Origin of the sequence: Microcoleus sp. B13-B6, from assembly GCF_036705405.1 — a bacterium.
Lineage (GTDB): Bacteria > Cyanobacteriota > Cyanobacteriia > Cyanobacteriales > Microcoleaceae > Microcoleus.
In genome coordinates this window covers 1-17,323 of record NZ_JAUBUJ010000057.1, presented here as the reverse complement: position 1 = coordinate 17,323, position 17,323 = coordinate 1, and the positions used below count along the sequence as shown (strand labels likewise).

Here is a 17,323-nt window from a genome sequence, read left to right as displayed (position 1 = left end):
TGCCGTTAGATGCAAAATTACCCTGACTCAACTGTAACTCATTTCTAATTAAAACTTAACAACTCAAACAAATTTGTCGCCGACAATTGCAAATCCGACAGCACATCCAGTACAGGTAAAATATCTTCATTCTCTTTAATCTCAGGTTCCTGCTGCGGTTTAAAAACAATTACCAATTCTTCTTCCGGGTCAATCAGCCAACCTAATTTAGTAGGATTCTTGAGGCAAAACAGAATCTTCTTAATCACGCGAGTTGAACTTTGATCCGGCGATAAAATCTCAATTATCCAATCTGGAGCAATTTCAAACCTATTTTCAATTTCTCCCTGAGAATTTAGAGGAATGCGCGACCACTCAAATACTGCTAAATCTGGAACAACAGCACATCCCCCAAAACAGCAGCGCAATTGGGGAAAAGCAAAAGCTAACTTTTGCGGTTTGCCAACTTGATTAATAGCGGATGAAAATTTGATTTGTAACGTGCTGTGTTTTCCTTGGGGCATAGCTTTTTGATAAATTTGACCGTCAACATACTCGCTAGCCGGCTTAGTCTCTGGCAATAGCAGAAACTCTTCCAGAGAAATCTTTGACGGAGACTGAATTGACGTTACCATAAGCCATTAACCCCTCAACAACTCCACTGCCGTCTTAAAAATTAATATCGCTGTCAGTTTCCCAATCAGCACAACTCTCCGATTCCACACCAGTAGGGTGCATCGCACAAACCAACAAATTTCCCCCGTAAACTTGACCGTGATAGTTGCGACAACCGCGACAAGCTGGCTGCTGCGTCGGCGAAGGGTCTACATAAGTAACCATCGACAAATCTATCTCATCAAATTGCGGGTCGAAGTCGCGGTAAATTTCAATTATCGGTTCGATAAATTCATTAAATAAACCGTCAAATTCATTGAAATAACCGTCAATGTCGTTAATCAGATTATTTTGTACTTGTTCAGTAAACTCTTCCGACATTTTTGCCAAAACGTCCAGCATTTCGACAAACTCTTCGCCCATTTCGCTGAAAAACTGCTCTACTTCAGAAACAGCATTTTCCATTACTCCCAAAAAATCTTTAGACCAATCTTCCATGTATTTGACAGTTGGCTATTACAAAATATTTTACAGACAGGTGCAGCCAGCCTCATGCGAAGCGATCGCACCTACTTTCAATTCTATTACCTATTGCCTGATATCCGTCCACATCTGACAGGGGAAATATTCAAAAAGGGAACTCAAGATTATTATCCTGAGTTCCCTTCCTGCTTTACTGAGCGAGCTTTTTCCTGCTTAATCCCGCTTCAGCCGCCGCAATTCCTCTTGTAAATTCTGCACTTGTTCGCGGAGCTTGTCTACGCCGCCTGTCTCTTTAGCATCTTTTGCCGAGACATCTTCTTCCTCAGAAACAATTTCAATCCGCCGAGGTTCAGCGGGTTTTTCGTTCCCAGCCGAGGCTACGGGGGGCTGCTGCTGAGCCTGTTGCACCATGTCATCAACAAAGCGGCGAGCTTCTTCCGTTGACATCTCGCCACGCTTGACTAATTCGTCTGCCAGCTTTTGGGCTTCAGTGCGTAATTCAGTTAACTTGCTGCCAGCTTTTTCACCAGCGTAGGAAGCTAGCCCAACACCAAGGTAAACTGCTTTTTGTAAAATATCTCCGAAACCAGGCATAGGAGCTACACCTCATAAAACTGGGTGAACCGGAGACCACGCCTATTACAAGCATCCCGTGTTGCTGCTACCTTCCGGTCCTGACAAGATTTGGGCGTTGGAATCGCGTGGGTCCAGTTCATTTATGAGTATAACACAGTTATTTATTCTTCAACCACACACCAGTGATAAATTTCATAAATAACGCAACCGTTCTTCACCAGCGGGTCTTCAGCGACGATCGCCTTCGCCTCATCCATCGAACCCGCCTCAAACATCAACATACCGCCGCCCCGCCGCCCCCAGTAGCCAGTTTTCGCTCGGTGTCCTTTAGAAATCAACTCTCGGACATAAGCTCTGTGAGCTGGCACGTATTGGTCAAAGACAGGCTTTTCGACAATTCCTTGCTCAATTTTGACAAACCAAGGCATTTTAAATTTTAGATTTTAGATTTTGGATTTTGGATTGTAGATTGGGAATGGAGTTTTTGGTACAAGCCTTGAGTAAATACTCGATTTTCCATACTCCGCCATTTCTTCCTCACTGCGATCGTATCCTATGAACCAGTCAAAACAGCGATTTTTTATTGCCCTAGTGCCGCCTCCCGATATTGAACAGCACATTACTGAGATTCAACAGTATTTTGCGGAACATTACAACAGCCGCGGTGCTTTGAATTCGCCGCCGCACATCACGCTGCAACCTCCTTTTCACTCGTTAGCGGAGGATGTTCCCAAATTAGAGGAAAGTTTGAACCAGTTTTCTGCAAATCGGCCGCCCATTCCCGTTACTCTATCCGGTTTTGCTGCTTTCGCGCCCCGCGTCATTTACGTTGATGTTGTCAAATCGCCCGAATTGCTGGAAATTAACAAAAATTTGATGAGTTATTTGGAGGCAAATTTGGGAATTGTCGATCGAGTTTCTCAAAGTCGCCCATTTGTACCGCACATGACAGTAGCGTTTCGCGATTTAACTAAAGAGAATTTTCAAACGGCTTGGTTGGAATTTGCAGGGCGATCGCTCCACTTTGAGTTTACCGCTTCGGCGTTAACTTTACTGCTTCACGACGGCAGTCGGTGGAACATCAGCCACCAATTCCCGCTTTCAGCCTAAACTCTCTCCCTTCTCTTTCTTCGCGTCCTTCGCGTCTTCGCGGTTCGTTTTTTCCAAAAAATCTTATTAGCAAATCATAATTAATCAACACTTCGGACAGTTTCAGGGCTGACTCGCGGGGGGCGAGAAACCCGGTTTCTACGAGTTTTGCGCCGAGGAACGAGAAATATTCGTAGAAACCGGGTTTCTGAAGTCGCAAGTGCGTCCACAAACCTGATGAGTTTAGTCCTCATAGCTGGTAAAAGTATAGTCATCTATTACATGACATGGGAGGCCTTCGGTCCCTCCCCCTTCACTTTTACTTTGAGCGGATTGACCCGCATTGGCCCAGCTACGCAGCTCCCTATCCCATTGCTCAATGCTTTTGGGAGTGCTTTTGCCACGATCATGTAATACCCATTCACGGAGCGCATTAATTAACAAACCATCTGCGGTTTTGTACAAACCTCTGTGGATGTGTTTGCCAATCGGCTAGCTGCATGAGTGATAGGTGTGGCCCGTAAATAAAGACCGCGTTGAAAGCGGTTGCTTGGGCAGTCCAAATCCTTCTGTTCAGTCAGCATATACTACTCCTGACTATCTTTGACGAGAAACTTAATGAAGTTTTACAATACCAATTTTTTATGAGGCCCCGTAGAATCTGATCCCCCCTAGCCCCCCTTAATAAGGGGGGGACAAGATTATTCTCAAAGTCCCCCAACAATCAGGGGGATTTAGGGGGATCGAGATATGTGCAACTTCAGATTAAATTGGTATCACTACAAACCTGTTTAAAATTAAAGGCAATCACAACTTACCGATTCATCTTATTCGGAGTTGCAAGTGCCACAGTTCCATAAACCGAAATTCCCGACTCTTCCAATATTTGAATTGCCGACTTAACCGTAGTACCGCTAGTGTAAATATCATCAACTAACAGCACTCGATCGCGCGGGCGCCGGCGGCGAAAATCTTTCCCCAAACCTAAAGCATTTTTCATTTCCGCTTGTCGCTGCTGTGGCGTCAGAGCGAATAAAGCCTGAGTATTTTTCACCCGATCCAAACCGTGCCGCTGCAAAGGCAAACCAGTCAGCTCACAAAAACTTTCAGCCAAAAGTTCCGCCTGGTTAAAACCGCGCTCCTTGAGCTTTTCTTTGTGCAGGGGAATCGGTACAACTGTTAAATTGTCTATAGCTAATTCAGGAAAACTCAGCCAAGCTTCCGCCAGCCAGCCGCCTAGAGGTTTCGCTAATTGCGGATTGTCGTCATATTTCAAAGCTGCGATCGCCCGTTTGAGAGCCCCGCCATACTCACCCCACACAAAAACACGCTGCTCTGAATGCCAAAATCGACCGGGATCGCTTAACTGACATCGCTGAAGTTGCTTGTGACAGTACGGACACAACTCTCCGGCGGCCGGTCGCTGACAAAGAGGACAGTTAGACTTAAGAAATAGATTGAGAAAAGATTTGACTAATCCCGTCCATTTTCGCTTGTTCATCCTAAAATTATCGTAAGTGATTAATGGGAAAAACTTTCAACTTCAATCAGTTTCCACCGACAGGCTCGCAGCGTGAAAAACCTCTACTGGTTAGACAAAATTCAACCTTCAGACCGAGATGCAGTGGGAGAAAAAGCATTTTACTTGAGCTGTTTGCTCCAGAAAAATCATCCTGTTGTACCGGGTTTTGTCGTGCCGGCTACAACATTCTGGCAGTTTTTAGAGTCGATCGAGTGCCTAGAACCGCTGTTTGCTGACTGGCCACACTCTTCCCTGCACTTGAATGTCGATGAACCCAGACAACTGCAATCGATCGCCCGCAGCATCCGCCACCAAATCCTCGCCGGCAAACTGCCAGATTCACTGCTCTCCACCCTAGAGTCTGCGGTTGCTCAACTCAACTCACAGTCAAACTTAAACTCCACAGCCTTAATTTTTCGCCCTTCCCTGACTTCCTGGAACCCGAAAACAGTCGGCATTCTGGAATCTCAGGCAGTACGGGCAGAACCCGAAGCCATTGGGGCCGGACTCAAACGAGCTTGGGCAGAAATGTTCAGAGCCCGAAGTCTATTTTACTGGCAGCGGTGCGGCCTGCGGGTACAGCAAATCAATCCCGCAGTTTTGGTGCAGCCACTTCAAGAAGCGATCGCCGCGGGCGAGGTGAAAACAAAGGCGGGTGCACAGTGGGAAGTCCAAGCCACCAGCGGTTTGGGATTGTCCCTGGCTAGGGGAGAAACCATCCCCGATTACTATCAAGTGCAGCCGGAAACAAGCGCGGTTAAATTCCAGCGGATCGGTTACAAAACATTAGCCTACAATCTCAAAGTCGGCGATGGTGAACCGAAAAAAAAACTGCTACTGGGCAAGTTTGCTGCTTTCCCAATTCCCGATTCTCCATTTATAATTCCTGACTTTGCTGACTGTTGCGTGCAAGTTTTAGCGCTGGGAGAGGAAGCACAAACAGAATACGTTTTAGAGGAATGGCAACTGCAAGAAATCATTGAATTGAGTAAAAAAGCGAGCGCAGAATTTGACTCGGATTTAATTTTGGAGTGGACGCTCAACCAGACAGCAAACAGCGGCGAACCGCAGTTTTATTTCACTCAAGTTCGTCTTGTGAAAGGGGAAAAAGCTGCGCCGGTAGAGGAAAATTCGAGATCCCTCCGGCAGCCAAACTCGATCGCGCCAGCCCGAACTCCTGCGATACTTAGAGGTGTGGGAGCAGCATCGGGAAAAGCCGAAGCAATTGCCCAAGTTATGACTAATTCCCACCCAGAAAACGCGGAATTCTTAGCGGGAGGCATTTTGGTAGCCCCGACAATCGATCCGAATTGGCTGCCTTGGCTGAAGGTGGCTGCTGGGGTGGTTGCGGAACAAGGAGGCATGACCTGCCACGGCGCCATTTTAGCGAGAGAATTGGGGATTCCCGCCGTTGTGGGAGTGGCCGGGGCCACTCGGGCGATCGCCTCGGGCGATTCGGTTTTGGTAGACGGCGATAGCGGAGAAGTTTTTGCCCTCACTCAACCGGATGCGATCGAGACAGGAGACAGCCGCCGACTTCGGGACACAGCAAAAAAGGCAGATATATACAGTACAGCAGCAAAAATGTCAATAGCCAAGCACCAATCTTCTACCTCCGATCGATCGTCCAATTGGGCGTCTAAAGCTCGACAATCTGAGTCTACTCAATATGTTTGGGGCCCACCAACGGCGACTCAACTGCTAGTTAATGTCAGCCAAACAAGTTCGATTGACCGCCTCAAAAATCTGCCAATAGACGGCATCGGATTGCTGCGATCGGAATTAATGGCATTAGAAGCTTTGGACTGTCAAAATCCCAAAGTTTGGCTACAAGACGGCCGCCAATCGGAATTTGTCGATCGCATGGCGGATTGCCTCAGCTTGTTTGCTGCTGCCGTTTCGCCGCAGCCAATATTTTATCGATCTCTCGATTTACGCGAGTCAGGCGTCCACGGCAGTTTCAGTTATACCTTTGAACCGGAATTATTTGATTGGGAACTGTGCGTACTTCAAAAAGTCTGCGAGTCAGGTCATACTAATGTTAATTTAATTTTGCCTTTCGTGCGCTCGGTTGAGGAGTTTATCTACTGCCGCCAGCGCTTAGAAACAGTTTGGAAAAACCGCTCGCCCGAATTTCTACTGTGGATTATGGCGGAAGTTCCTTCGGTGTTATTTTTATTACCAGATTACGTAAAAGCCGGAGTTCAAGGAATTTCTATCGGCACTAACGATTTAACCCAATTGCTGTTAGGCATTCACCGCAACTCCGAACAGGTAGCAGGTGCATTCAACGGGCGCGATCGAGCAGTGATGAGGGCGATCGAACAATTAATCAAACAGGCCCGGGCCGCCGGGATTCCTTGCTCAATCTGCGGCGACGCTCCCGCATTGTATCCCGATACAGTTGAATCCTTCGTGCGGTGGGGGATTTCGTCTATTTCGGTCAATGTCGATGCTGTAGAACAAACTAGCAGGGCGATCGTCCGCGCCGAACAGCGCCTGCTGCTAGAAGCCGCTCGATCGATAATTAACAATTAACAACTCCCGGACGCACTTGACCCCAGAAATCCGGTTTCTACTCTCAATCATACCTTTGACAAGCAGCCACCCGCTCAGAAATCGGCTTTCTAGACAACCCGTGCGTCCAGGAATATTAACAACTACAGAAATCCGGTTTCTAATTATATAGCAACCGCCCAGACAGTGAGGACATTTTTAATTGGTGAAGCCCTTGCTTTTATTGCTTTTACTGCTTCTGCCTTCTGCCTTCTGCCTTCTGCCTTCTGCCTTCTGCCTTCTGCCTTCTTTTTCCTTCCGCTATCAAAAGATTTGATTTTAAAGCTAAGATAGAAATATCGCCAACCCTTTACCCGGAGGTAAAAACCGTGAAATCAAAAATTATTGCAACCGCAGCAATACTTGCCGCCCTGGGCTTTCTGCCTCCTCACCCAGCATTATCTCAACCTGCAACTGACGGTGGCAAAAAACCCGGGTTCTGGCAACCTCAAGCGCAGGTTGACAATACTCGCAACATTACCCTAAGACTGTTAAATGAAACTGGATTAAACCTAGAATACGGTCAATCAGATGCCAGCTTGTCATCTTTGCCCGTCGGAACCAGCAAAAACATCATTGTTCGTATCAGCAATCGCACCGGCGATATTGCCAATATTCCGATTAATGCCACAACAGGAACCACAACTTTGAAATACGACTATAACGTTGACTCGCAGACAAACATTGTGACGATTCGCATCACCAGAGCAGACGGCAGCACTAGGCAAGACCGATCAGTTTATATTGATGAAAAAGGGCGAGTTTACTCTTTCTAAGATTAACGCTCATCAACCCGGTTTATTCTAATAAATCTTGGTTTGATCGGCGATGTATCGGAAGCATCCCGGTTTGGTAAAAAGCGTTTTTTTTAGGAGTGCGCTCATCCTGCAAAGCTTTGCCTATATATCTGGCTTGGAACACCCTGCAAAGCTTTGCCTATATATAGCCTTTCGAGCTCTCATATGAGGTACTCAGGGAGCATCTCATATTTGTAAAAATACTTCTTCTGGCTCCTTCCTTCTTCTGGCTCCTTCCTTCTTCCTCTTTCCTTCTTCCTCTTTCCTTCTTCCTCTTTCCTTCTTCCTCTTTCCTTCTTCCTCTTTCCTTCTGCCTCCTGCCTCAAAACTCCAATTTCTAGCGGAGGGCTGCAAAGGTGAGATGCTCCCGGTACTCATGGCCTCCGTGGCCTCCGTGGCCTCCGTGGGCATACCTTACCACGCTTGAGAACCGCTATATATCTCGCTTAGATATCTCACAGCGAACACTCCGATGTAAAAGTGCGTAAATTATGTTTCAAAAAGTATGAATCAAGTGCAGCCCCTTTCCATCGCAGGCATTTACGAAGTGTGTATTGGCGTAGCCGATGCGATTCCACAACTGCAATATTGGGAGCAATTTGGATATCGGATCGGTAAAATAGGAGAATTCTCGGCATCCGAAGCTGGCGAATTATATGGAGTTAGTTCAAAAGTGCGATCGATTCGACTCTATCACCAAGATGCGGATCACGGATTAATTCGCTTGATGATTTGGGAAAAACCTACAAACGATGGTTTGCAAATGTCGTCAATGAAGGTGAAAGGCAACCGTTGGGCAACTACTTTAACTGCTGATTTGTTGAATATACTCAACCATGCCGAAGAGGCTGAATCTGCCAATTTGCAGGTCAAATATACATCCCCGCACTGGAAGATTATTTACAACAAAGAGCAAAAACCGTGTCCTTTTGTCGAGGCGGCTGTCGGAGTGCGTGAGATGATGCTTTTGCAGCCTTTGAGTCGGCAAGTTTTTTTTCAAAGATTCAATTATGCTTTGCCTAATTACGGGAAAATCAATTCAAATGCTCTTTTAAAAACCAGTCAAATTACCCACATGGGAATGGTAATTCAAGATGACAGCAAAGAAACGCTGCTATTTTATGAAGAAGTTCTGGGGTTGATTCGGGCGCGCGATGTAGAAACTACCTTTGACTCTTCCCTCGCCGGAAGGGAGATTTTTGAGCTTCAGTCTGGGGAAGGATTTGTGGTGACAGCTTTTGATGACCCCCGATCGTCGAAAACAGATTTTAAGGCCGCGCGATCGGGTAGACTGTATATTCTGAGGTTTCCGAGTTCGATCGCACTAAGCGATCGATTTGAGCGCGCCAATCCCGGATGTTTGGGAATGTCGCTGTACACATATCGAGTGTCTAGTATTGCAGAATATTTGGAGCGAGTCAAAGCCAGCAAGGCACAAAAAATCACAGAAATAGTCGCTAATGAATTTGGGGAACAAAGTTTTTCCTTCATTGCACCTGACGGATATTTTTGGACATTGATAGAATCAGGTTTGTAGTGAAGAATGCAAGTCTTAATAAAAATCACAAGACTTGCATTCTTCACTACAAATTAATTTGACTGATATCAGTTCCGGTTACACTCCTTATGATATAGAGGAGACTGCACGTGCCGCTTCCCTACGCCAGATTAATTGTAGGGGCACGGCAGTGCCGTGTCCTGGCTGTAAGTAATATTAATTCCGATGCTACCGGATTTGATATGATGCGGTAATGTCCTGGTGCGCGCACCCTACATTGACAGTTCGCGATCGCACTCCGACTGCTCGAAACCGGGGAAAGATGGACGAAAAGACGCGTTTGGGCCTGCAGATTCAGTAAAAAACCCGGTTTCGCATGGGCCGCCATGCGATCGCGAACTGATTGAGGGCATTCATCTATTATGAGCTTATGCTTCCGGTGCTGGCAGAGGGAATCTTTCTCCCGCGAGATAAGCATCAAAGTTCTGTTGAAAATAAATCCAAGAAGTCATATCTTCCACATCTAATTGCGATTTCGGCGCATCTTTATACAAAGGAATGCGAGTTTTGATTTCATCTTGCAGCAATTGAGGTAATTCTGTCCAACTCTTGACTTTGGAACCCGTGGCACTGTAAATCATGTTACCGGGTCGATTTCCCATTTTCATCCATGCCAGCCACGGCCCGATTCTATCCCAACTCAGAATTACTTGAGAAACTGAGACAAGTTCGGGATTTAATAATTCTGCTGTGGGCACTGTCAGCTTAAATAATTCTGCTGCTTGATAGATGGGATTTGGACTGTAATCAACAAATCTGGCATCCTCAGCTAAAGGATTAGGATAGTTGGGAAATAAGTCAAAGACAAAAGTCGTAATTTCAGGCTCTACTTTAGCCGGGAAAATTCCTTTAAAATTCCCTTGGACGGGGTTGTTAGCAACGTGAGCAACCGTTAGGGTTTCTCCTGTCCAAGGGTTCTCCCATTTGTGGAGAATTTTTCCGCTGTTGGGGTCTAGATAGTAAGTTAGTTCTCGCGAGGTGAATTTCCAGCCGCCCTCGCCGTCAGCAATACACCTGCTTGCACTCATGCCAAGTATTTTGAACAAGCGCTTTTTCGGTTCGTTGGGAACAAAAGAGTAAATATAACCGTTCCAGGTGAGAAATGTTGCTTCACCGTCTAGGGAACTGCGCGTTTTCACCCATTCTTGGGCATCAAATTCTTGTAATAAAACCATACCGCAGGCTCCTGTAAATAATCGATGTTTTTGTGCAGCGGAGTTGACATTTCATCCCCAAAATCAACTGCTGGTAGCAATTCGGCGCTACTGGCGCACTGGTGCATCAGGTGGGTTTCGAGAGGATGTCAACCGCCGCATCGCAGACTAATATCCGTCGTTTCTCTTGATACCTGCGCCTCGATTTCCCTCTTCTTTCGGTTTAGCTTTGTTCACTCGCAAGGGACGCCCCATCCACTCTGCACCGTCTAATTCGGCAATTGCAGCGTCTTCTTGGGCATCCTCCATCATCTCAACAAATGCAAAACCGCGCATCCGACCGGTTTCCCTGTCGGTAGGCAAGACAACTCGCTTGACTGTGCCGTGTTCTGCAAATACTGCTTTCAGGTCTTCTTCGGTGGCGCGGTAAGACAGATTTCCAATGTAGATAGTCATGTCGATCGAACTGAACTTGTTGTGCTATACATAATAACCTGTTAATTTAACTGTCAAGTGCTATCTACCATACAACTGGGCGATCGACTCTGACTAAAATGGTTTGCCGCATTGACCGAAAGCATCCAGGATACAAGCCCCCGGATTTATGCGTGGATAAATAAAAAACCTGTATCCGATAAATAAGCCCCCAAATTTATCCGTGGGGTTAATGCTTCAAATCTAAAATCTAAAATCTAAAATCTAAAATCGATTGACCAACCCTTGGTAATGGCTGCAATAGTTAGCTTAATCACAACTCATATCCTCATTCATCCGCAGGGCGAGTCAGGATATGAGTTTTGGGGCGGCGAGGAATCCCACCCGTGAACAATACTTGATTTTAATCTGATCAGTGATAGGTGGGCGACGAATCACCAAGCATCTTCGGAAACAAAGCGACTAACAAGGTATAGCAATCCTCGCATCATTTGTGAATTTCTTACGGACTCCCCGCGGCTTCGGGGAGGGTTGGGGAGGGGTAAAAAAATTACGATTTATTTAGGATTGCTATATGGTTCATAAAGTTCTAATATATAGCAATCCTAAATGATTTGTGTAATTCTTGTAGGGGCAAACCCACGCCCGGTTGCCCCGCCTTGGGTGGGGTAGGCACGGGGAGTAGGGGTAGCACTACCCCTACATATTTTTACAACTGATTTAGGATTGCTATAAGTTAATTTAAGAAGGAAAATGATACAATTAGATTTGATACTTTTTATGCTCCGGCAACCTACCGAAACAATGAAAAAATGCTTTGGTAATGATGAAAAATGGTCATAAAAAGAGGCAAATCAGTAAATAAAGTAATCAAAAAGAAAGGCGAAAATAATATACTTGTCGCCCCCTTCGCCTGATTTATCATAAGACTGAAAAATTATGGTCAAAACTTACAAATATTTTCGGTTTTATCAACACAACAAATTATCAATAATTAGGAAAGGCGATCGAGTTTGCATTCCGTCAACTTTCTCAGCAAGATATTGGGAACTGGTTTACACACTGCTGTTATTGTTCTTCATCTATCTGAGAAAGGCTATACGGGAATCGCTTGTGTCTGTGCAGACTTTCTAGCGGGAAGTGAGCAATTCAATCTAGCCAAATCTGGAAATCCCGTAAGGGAAAAACGCGAAAAGCCAAACAGTGAAGTTTGGAAGCCCACGCCATAACTGTAATCAGTTTGGCGTTGGGAGGATGTTACTGCTTTTCCTTAGTCGATCGAGATTGACTGAGGCCCCGTGCTTTTACCGTTGGTGGGTTCGGCTGGGGGAGTAGTGTAGGAAGTTGAACCAGCTTGCTCGTCGATCCAGCTTTTAACGGGATCTTCGTGAAGGTTGAGTCGAAGCAGGCCAGATAAAAATCCGCCCGCGAAGGCGATCGGCTGTTCGATCAATTCTTTCGCCATTGGGATGAGTTCGTCGAGGAACATTCAAGAGTCTCCTTGTGCTGCAGGGGTTCTACCTTAACTGTATCGTTTGTACTGCGATGCTGGCAGCGGCCTACAAAAAACCTTCCAGCGCTGAAGATGGGCGATCCTCTTCGAGGGCTTCGCTAACGGGCAATTTTTCGGCTAATGACTTACAATGCTAATCAAATTGCTGCAAAAATTTTATGTGCCGTTTGCTTGGCTACCTCGGGGAGCCGATTTTACTTGATGCTATTCTGTACAAGCCGGAACATTCCCTAATTGTGCAGAGTTACGATCCCCGCGAAATGACTTCTGGCCTACTCAATGCTGACGGTTTTGGTATTGGTTGGTATCACCCGCACCTAGATACTGACCCGTTTACCTATAAAAATGTACAGCCAATTTGGAGCGACATTAACCTTCCGAGTATCAGTCGATACGTTGAATCTGGATGCGCGATCGGATATGTTCGCAGTGCAACTTCAGGACAACCTGTAGATTTGAGCAACTGTCAGCCGTTTCAGAACGATCGCCTGCTGTTCGTACACAACGGCTTCGTGAAGAATTTTCGGCAAACTCTTTACAGACCAATTCGCGATCGGCTCAGCGATACCCTGTATCAATCAATTAACGGTACTACAGACTCAGAGCATATCTTCGCCTTGTTTGTCAATGAATTGACCGCCGGAAATCTGACCATACAAGCTGCTTTGCAAAACTCCCTGAAAACTTTGGCAGAGCTAGCAAACTTTCACCAAGTAGAATTTTCAGCTAATATAATTATCAGCGACGGACACCAGCTCGTTGCCTCTCGCTTTGCTTCCCAAAAAACCCCTCCTTCCCTCTATTGGCTGCGAGACGATTTAAATTTCCCAAATTCTGTCATCATTGCTTCTGAACCTTTATTTGCTGGCAATTGGCACGAGTGTCCAGTCCAGAGCATTATCAGTACCGGAGTAGAGCGTGATATCGAAATCTATCCAATCTTGTAGAGAGGCAATTTATCGCGATTTGCAGCAGTGTCGCAGCGGCACTTTCAAGCTATTTGCAGACATCGATTATGATACTTTTTGCCGTCAAGCTCATCCTGATTTCAGTCCAGTTGGCTGGCACTTAGGCCACATTGCTTATACTGAGGATTTGTGGCTGTTGCAACGATGTGCTGGCTTGGAACCTGTGTTTCCTCAGTATCACCAACTGTTTGCTGCTGATATTTTGCCGAAAAAACAACGGGTTTTTCTGCCGAGGTTACCTGAAGTTGAATTATATCTGGACGCGGTGAGAAAAAAGCTGTTAGATTATTTGGAAGTAGCGCCGATCGACGAGCAAGAACGTCTCTGGCGGTTTATTATTCAGCACGAAAGTCAGCACTGCGAAACTGTTGCTTTCGTGTTGCAAATGCACAGGAAAAAGGAAGGAACGCACGACACGGATTTGGACACGGATACACGGATTAATTCTCTACAACAGCGAGGAATAAAGCAGCAGAAATTCCCAATGCCCAATGCCCAATGCCCAATTCCCAATGCCCAATTCCCAATGCCCAATTCCCGATACCCAATTACCGATTCGGCGATTGAAATTCCGGGCGGGGAATTTTACATGGGAAGCGATGCTGCTGAGGCTTTGGATAATGAGCGATCGCGCCACCTGTGTTATTTAGAAGCATACTCGATCGATCGCTATCCCGTCACTTGCCGTCAATACCAAGATTTCATGGAATCCGGCGGCTATCAAAACCCTGATTGGTGGTCAGCGGACGGGTGGAAATGGCTGCAAGGCGAAGCCGTCTCTCAACCGCTTTACTGGTCAGAAAATCCAGCTTTCAACAACCATCCAGTTTGCGGAGTGAGTTGGTACGAAGCCGAAGCTTACTGCAACTTTATCGGCAAGCGTTTGCCATCGGAAGCCGAATGGGAAAAAGCGGCAAGTTGGGATGCCACAAATCAAACATATCGCATCTATCCTTGGGGAGAAGAACCGCCAAACGGCAGCCTGTGCAATCACGGCAATAATATTGCCAATACCTCGCCAGTTGATGCCTTCCCTAAAGGAGCAAGTGCGATCGGCTGCTATGATATGTTGGGCAATGTTTGGGAGTGGACTGCTTCAAGCTTTGACGCCTATCCGGGATTTGAAAGTTATCCTTACAGGGGATATTCTCAAGTTTATTTTGATGGAGAACACCGGGTTTTGAAAGGCGGGAGTTGGGCAACTTTTCCGCAGGCACTGCGATCGACCTTTCGGAATTGGTACTATCCGGGCGTGCGGCAAATTATTGCTGGTTTTCGCTGCGCTAAGTAGTTCGCTATTTCATTATAATTATCGAGTGCACGGCTCCGTGCGCTCCTTGGTTCTTAGTGAAGACTAAAGTCCTCAATACACTCGCTCGGACTAAAGTCCTCCCTACTAACTTATAACGGTTCTTTTACGGATACCATATAAAAGGATTGATGGGGAATTAGGGACAAATTTGTTTGCGAAATGCTAAAGCTTTGATCGGGTAAAAATATTAAATAAAAAAACTTTTGTGAAGTTTTTTATAATTTTAGTTGAAAATTTTTAAGTTTTATTTAAGTTTTAATTGTGGGTGCGAGATCCATCTGGTGAGATAATACAGAACCGAGAGCGACATGAAAAACCTCACTTGAGCGCGATATTTGGCAACGCGACTGCGTGCTATACCCATATATATGTGCATCTAAAAATTACTTTATGAAATCCCCAAGACTGTCCGACACGACAAACTCAGCCTCAACGAAGGAAAACCGGCTGCATTTAGAGCGGCTGGTGAGCGCTGCGGCACTGACACCCGCAGAAATCAATGCTGGCAGCGATGCAGTTAGCGGGTTGACTCAAACCCCCAAATCCCTGCCTCCAAAGTATTTCTACGACGATCGCGGCTCAAACCTGTTTGAGTTGATTTGCCAGTTGCCGGAATACTACTTGACACGCACTGAGACGGCAATTTTGCAGGGGTGCGCGGGGGCGATCGCCAATTTAACGGGCCCTTGCCAAATCGTCGAACTCGGCAGCGGCAGTTCCACCAAAACTCGGATTCTCCTTGATGCTTACAGTCAACTGGAATATCCCCTGCACTATTTGCCGATCGATATCAGTCCTACTATCCTAGAAAGCAGCGCTTGTCAACTGTTGGCAGATTATCCGTCGCTCCAGATTCACGGACTTGTCAGCACATACGAATTAGCCTTAGCTAAAATTGCACCGTCGCCGTTGCCAACCCGAATGATTTGCTTTCTCGGCAGTACCCTCGGCAATCTCAACGCTCAAGAATGCGATTTATTCTTCTCGCAAATTGTCGGTGCACTGCAGCCGGGAGAGTATTTTTTGCTGGGAATTGACTTGGACAAATCTAAGGATATTTTAGAGCCTGCCTACGATGACAGTCAAGGAGTAACGGCAGCATTTAACTTGAATATGCTGCGACATTTAAATCGAAAATATGAGGGAAATTTTGATTTAGCACAGTTCGAGCATTGGGCTTTTTACAATCAAGAGGAATGTCAAATTGAAATGCACTTGAAAAGTAAAAAAGCGCAAACAGTGCAGTTGCGTTCTCTCAATTTAACAATTGAATTTGCAGCGGGAGAAACTATCCGCAGCGAAATATCGCGCAAGTTTAATCTCAATACTGTAAAAAAAGAACTGTCGCAGCGTGGTTTAATGCCAGTGCAGGTTTGGACAGATCCAAATCAGTGGTTTGGCTTGATGCTTTGTCAGATGTCAGTTGACAGTTGACCGTTGACCGTTGGCAGTTGGCAGTTGGCAGTTGGCAATTGCCAATTGTTATTTGTTATTTGTTTTGAATATCTCCCAATAATCAGTAACTACTGACTTCTGACTACTGACTTCTGACTTCTGACTTCTGACTACTGACTTCTGACTTCTGACTACTGACTTCTGACTTCTGACTTCTGACTACTGACTTCTGACTACTGACTTCTGACTACTGACTTCTGACTACTGACTTCTGACTACTGACTTCTGACTACTGACTTCTGACTTCTGACTTCTGACTTCTGACTTCTGACTACTGACTACTGACTACTGACTACTGACTTCTGACTTCTGACTTCTGACTACTGACTACTGACTACTGACTACTGACTACTGACTTCTGACTTCTGACTTCTGACTACTGACTACTGACTACTGACTACTGACTACTGACTACTGACTACTGACTAATTAACAAATCGGCCGCTGTCCGGGTTTGACGGCGTGAATGTACTCACTGCCGGAGGTTGGCCATCCCCGCTTATAATAAGCTTCCTCCGGCTTCCCCCAGCCCAACTGCAACAAAATTTCCAGAAAATCCAACTTTTCCCACTTGGAGAGATTGGCCCATTCTGTGCGCTGGGCTATAGCTTCTACATCAATCGGCTCGATCGATCGAAAATCCTTCCCGCTGTTAATGCTTAAATACAAATCCATCCCCGCAGTTACCTGCTGCCAGAATTCCAACATAGAAATCTTAGCTGCCTTCAGCGTTATCAAATCAACCGGTAGAGCTATTAATTCGTCATCCACTGCCGGATAGCGTAGAGTATTGCCTTTAACCGCCATTTCCCGCCAGACAATCCCAGAAACTTGATGTTCCCGCTGGTATTCGTGCACAGCCGCCTTAAAATTTTGATAAGCAGTGAACTTCTGAACTCCCTCAGATTTGAGAAAGCGGTCAATCACGGGGTTGCCTGTAGCAGGAGTTTCAGTCAAGTTGAGGCGCCGCCCATGCAAGCAGGCTTGGCGCTCTTCTTCGAGGATTTTAATGAGTTCCGCCGTGCTGTAGACCTTGGACATCTTTATTGAGGCAAAATCAAGATATTGGCTGATATTCGGCTGGTTTTCTCGACTAATCTTCGGTAAAGATAGTTTGGCTGTTCTGGGCAATATTCAGTTTTGCCGTTATTCTAACTTTTCTTGCTGCTTAATTCTAGTGTGAGAGTTTACAGGAGTCGATCCGCGAAATCCCGACAGCCTCTTAAAAAAAGCAGTTAAGGAATGAGAATTAAATAACTTCCACTCTTGAAAGTGGGATGGGCGTCCCGCCCGTCCTTTTTGGACGGGCGG

At 46.0% G+C, this 17,323-nt stretch carries 17 protein-coding genes and 1 other RNA gene; 7 read left to right on the top strand and 11 right to left on the bottom strand.

All coding sequences use genetic code 11. The features are described from left to right. Positions 1–44: 44 nt before the first annotated feature. The 5 genes from QUB35_RS23140 to QUB35_RS23120 form a co-directional block, all read right to left on the bottom strand. Positions 45–614, bottom strand: a complete 570-nt coding sequence (locus QUB35_RS23140; protein ID WP_333144039.1) for a Uma2 family endonuclease — start codon at positions 612–614, stop codon at positions 45–47. A 34-nt stretch (positions 615–648) separates the two neighbouring features. Beyond that, the gene (locus tag QUB35_RS23135; RefSeq protein WP_333144038.1) at positions 649–1,092 is read right to left on the bottom strand and encodes a hypothetical protein; all 444 of its coding nucleotides are present in this window, start codon (positions 1,090–1,092) and stop codon (positions 649–651) included. Between the two features lie 198 nt (positions 1,093–1,290). Further along, on the bottom strand, positions 1,291–1,671 hold the full coding sequence (locus QUB35_RS23130) for a phasin-related domain-containing protein (protein WP_333056143.1): 381 nt from the start codon (positions 1,669–1,671) through the stop codon (positions 1,291–1,293). Between the two features lie 23 nt (positions 1,672–1,694). Beyond that, positions 1,695–1,791: signal recognition particle sRNA small type (ffs, locus tag QUB35_RS23125), an RNA gene on the bottom strand. 23 nt (positions 1,792–1,814) lie between these two features. Next, entirely contained in the window at positions 1,815–2,081 is a 267-nt protein-coding gene (locus tag QUB35_RS23120; protein WP_333077099.1) for a YciI family protein, read from the bottom strand. A 127-nt stretch (positions 2,082–2,208) separates the two neighbouring features. Here QUB35_RS23120 and QUB35_RS23115 point away from each other — a divergent pair, with 127 nt between their 5' ends. Further along, a complete protein-coding gene (locus tag QUB35_RS23115; RefSeq protein ID WP_333144037.1) occupies positions 2,209–2,763 on the top strand; it encodes a 2'-5' RNA ligase family protein in 555 nt (184 codons plus the stop codon). 793 nt (positions 2,764–3,556) lie between these two features. On the opposite strand, the gene QUB35_RS23110 is transcribed toward QUB35_RS23115, so the two are convergent. Continuing rightward, positions 3,557–4,243 carry a ComF family protein gene (locus tag QUB35_RS23110; RefSeq protein WP_333144036.1) on the bottom strand — a complete coding sequence of 229 codons (687 nt, stop codon included), beginning with the start codon at positions 4,241–4,243 and terminating at the stop codon, positions 3,557–3,559. A 72-nt stretch (positions 4,244–4,315) separates the two neighbouring features. Between QUB35_RS23110 and QUB35_RS23105 the strand changes: the two genes are divergently transcribed. Together QUB35_RS23105 and QUB35_RS23100 are read left to right on the top strand one after the other, a co-directional pair. Further along, complete coding sequence (locus tag QUB35_RS23105) at positions 4,316–6,802, top strand: putative PEP-binding protein (RefSeq protein WP_333144035.1); 2,487 nt, start codon at positions 4,316–4,318, stop codon at positions 6,800–6,802. A gap of 347 nt (positions 6,803–7,149) precedes the next feature. Continuing rightward, entirely contained in the window at positions 7,150–7,596 is a 447-nt protein-coding gene (locus QUB35_RS23100) for a hypothetical protein (protein WP_333144034.1), read from the top strand. Positions 7,597–7,803: 207 nt separating this feature from the next. Here QUB35_RS23100 and QUB35_RS23095 read toward each other — a convergent pair whose 3' ends face one another. Next, positions 7,804–7,995 carry a hypothetical protein gene (locus tag QUB35_RS23095; RefSeq protein ID WP_333144033.1) on the bottom strand — a complete coding sequence of 64 codons (192 nt, stop codon included), beginning with the start codon at positions 7,993–7,995 and terminating at the stop codon, positions 7,804–7,806. A 127-nt stretch (positions 7,996–8,122) separates the two neighbouring features. Between QUB35_RS23095 and QUB35_RS23090 the strand changes: the two genes are divergently transcribed. After that, positions 8,123–9,154: a VOC family protein gene (locus QUB35_RS23090; protein WP_333144032.1), complete on the top strand. Its 1,032-nt coding sequence runs from the start codon at positions 8,123–8,125 to the stop codon at positions 9,152–9,154. A 389-nt stretch (positions 9,155–9,543) separates the two neighbouring features. Here QUB35_RS23090 and QUB35_RS23085 read toward each other — a convergent pair whose 3' ends face one another. From QUB35_RS23085 to QUB35_RS23075, 3 genes are all read right to left on the bottom strand, one after another. Beyond that, positions 9,544–10,350, bottom strand: coding sequence for a DUF1838 domain-containing protein (locus tag QUB35_RS23085; RefSeq protein WP_333109620.1), 807 nt, complete (start codon positions 10,348–10,350; stop codon positions 9,544–9,546). A gap of 147 nt (positions 10,351–10,497) precedes the next feature. Beyond that, positions 10,498–10,785 carry an RNA-binding protein gene (locus QUB35_RS23080; RefSeq protein WP_333109618.1) on the bottom strand — a complete coding sequence of 96 codons (288 nt, stop codon included), beginning with the start codon at positions 10,783–10,785 and terminating at the stop codon, positions 10,498–10,500. A 1,249-nt stretch (positions 10,786–12,034) separates the two neighbouring features. Continuing rightward, positions 12,035–12,253, bottom strand: coding sequence for a hypothetical protein (locus tag QUB35_RS23075; RefSeq protein ID WP_190736419.1), 219 nt, complete (start codon positions 12,251–12,253; stop codon positions 12,035–12,037). Between the two features lie 182 nt (positions 12,254–12,435). On the opposite strand from QUB35_RS23075, the gene egtC reads away from it, so the two are divergent. From egtC to egtD, 3 genes are all read left to right on the top strand, one after another. Further along, positions 12,436–13,224 carry an ergothioneine biosynthesis protein EgtC gene (egtC, locus tag QUB35_RS23070; RefSeq protein ID WP_333144031.1) on the top strand — a complete coding sequence of 263 codons (789 nt, stop codon included), beginning with the start codon at positions 12,436–12,438 and terminating at the stop codon, positions 13,222–13,224. After that, positions 13,196–14,536, top strand: a complete 1,341-nt coding sequence (locus QUB35_RS23065) for an ergothioneine biosynthesis protein EgtB (protein WP_333144030.1) — start codon at positions 13,196–13,198, stop codon at positions 14,534–14,536. The genes egtC and QUB35_RS23065 overlap by 29 nt, the downstream gene beginning before the upstream one ends. Before the next feature lie 411 nt (positions 14,537–14,947). Then, entirely contained in the window at positions 14,948–15,991 is a 1,044-nt protein-coding gene (gene egtD / locus QUB35_RS23060; protein ID WP_333144029.1) for an L-histidine N(alpha)-methyltransferase, read from the top strand. 450 nt (positions 15,992–16,441) lie between these two features. Here egtD and QUB35_RS23055 read toward each other — a convergent pair whose 3' ends face one another. Continuing rightward, the gene (locus tag QUB35_RS23055; RefSeq protein ID WP_333109415.1) at positions 16,442–17,053 is read right to left on the bottom strand and encodes a hypothetical protein; all 612 of its coding nucleotides are present in this window, start codon (positions 17,051–17,053) and stop codon (positions 16,442–16,444) included. Positions 17,054–17,323: the final 270 nt, after the last annotated feature.

Coding starts and splice junctions, on each gene's coding strand:
- QUB35_RS23055 (WP_333109415.1), bottom strand. CDS start 17,053: ATGTCCAAGGTCTACAGCACGGCGGAACTCATTAAAATCCTCGAAGAA.
- QUB35_RS23080 (WP_333109618.1), bottom strand. CDS start 10,785: ATGACTATCTACATTGGAAATCTGTCTTACCGCGCCACCGAAGAAGAC.
- egtD (WP_333144029.1), top strand. CDS start 14,948: ATGAAATCCCCAAGACTGTCCGACACGACAAACTCAGCCTCAACGAAG.
- QUB35_RS23095 (WP_333144033.1), bottom strand. CDS start 7,995: ATGAGTACCGGGAGCATCTCACCTTTGCAGCCCTCCGCTAGAAATTGG.
- QUB35_RS23140 (WP_333144039.1), bottom strand. CDS start 614: ATGGTAACGTCAATTCAGTCTCCGTCAAAGATTTCTCTGGAAGAGTTT.
- QUB35_RS23120 (WP_333077099.1), bottom strand. CDS start 2,081: ATGCCTTGGTTTGTCAAAATTGAGCAAGGAATTGTCGAAAAGCCTGTC.
- QUB35_RS23090 (WP_333144032.1), top strand. CDS start 8,123: ATGAATCAAGTGCAGCCCCTTTCCATCGCAGGCATTTACGAAGTGTGT.
- QUB35_RS23075 (WP_190736419.1), bottom strand. CDS start 12,253: ATGTTCCTCGACGAACTCATCCCAATGGCGAAAGAATTGATCGAACAG.
- QUB35_RS23110 (WP_333144036.1), bottom strand. CDS start 4,243: ATGAACAAGCGAAAATGGACGGGATTAGTCAAATCTTTTCTCAATCTA.
- egtC (WP_333144031.1), top strand. CDS start 12,436: ATGTGCCGTTTGCTTGGCTACCTCGGGGAGCCGATTTTACTTGATGCT.
- QUB35_RS23135 (WP_333144038.1), bottom strand. CDS start 1,092: ATGGAAGATTGGTCTAAAGATTTTTTGGGAGTAATGGAAAATGCTGTT.
- QUB35_RS23115 (WP_333144037.1), top strand. CDS start 2,209: ATGAACCAGTCAAAACAGCGATTTTTTATTGCCCTAGTGCCGCCTCCC.
- QUB35_RS23085 (WP_333109620.1), bottom strand. CDS start 10,350: ATGGTTTTATTACAAGAATTTGATGCCCAAGAATGGGTGAAAACGCGC.
- QUB35_RS23130 (WP_333056143.1), bottom strand. CDS start 1,671: ATGCCTGGTTTCGGAGATATTTTACAAAAAGCAGTTTACCTTGGTGTT.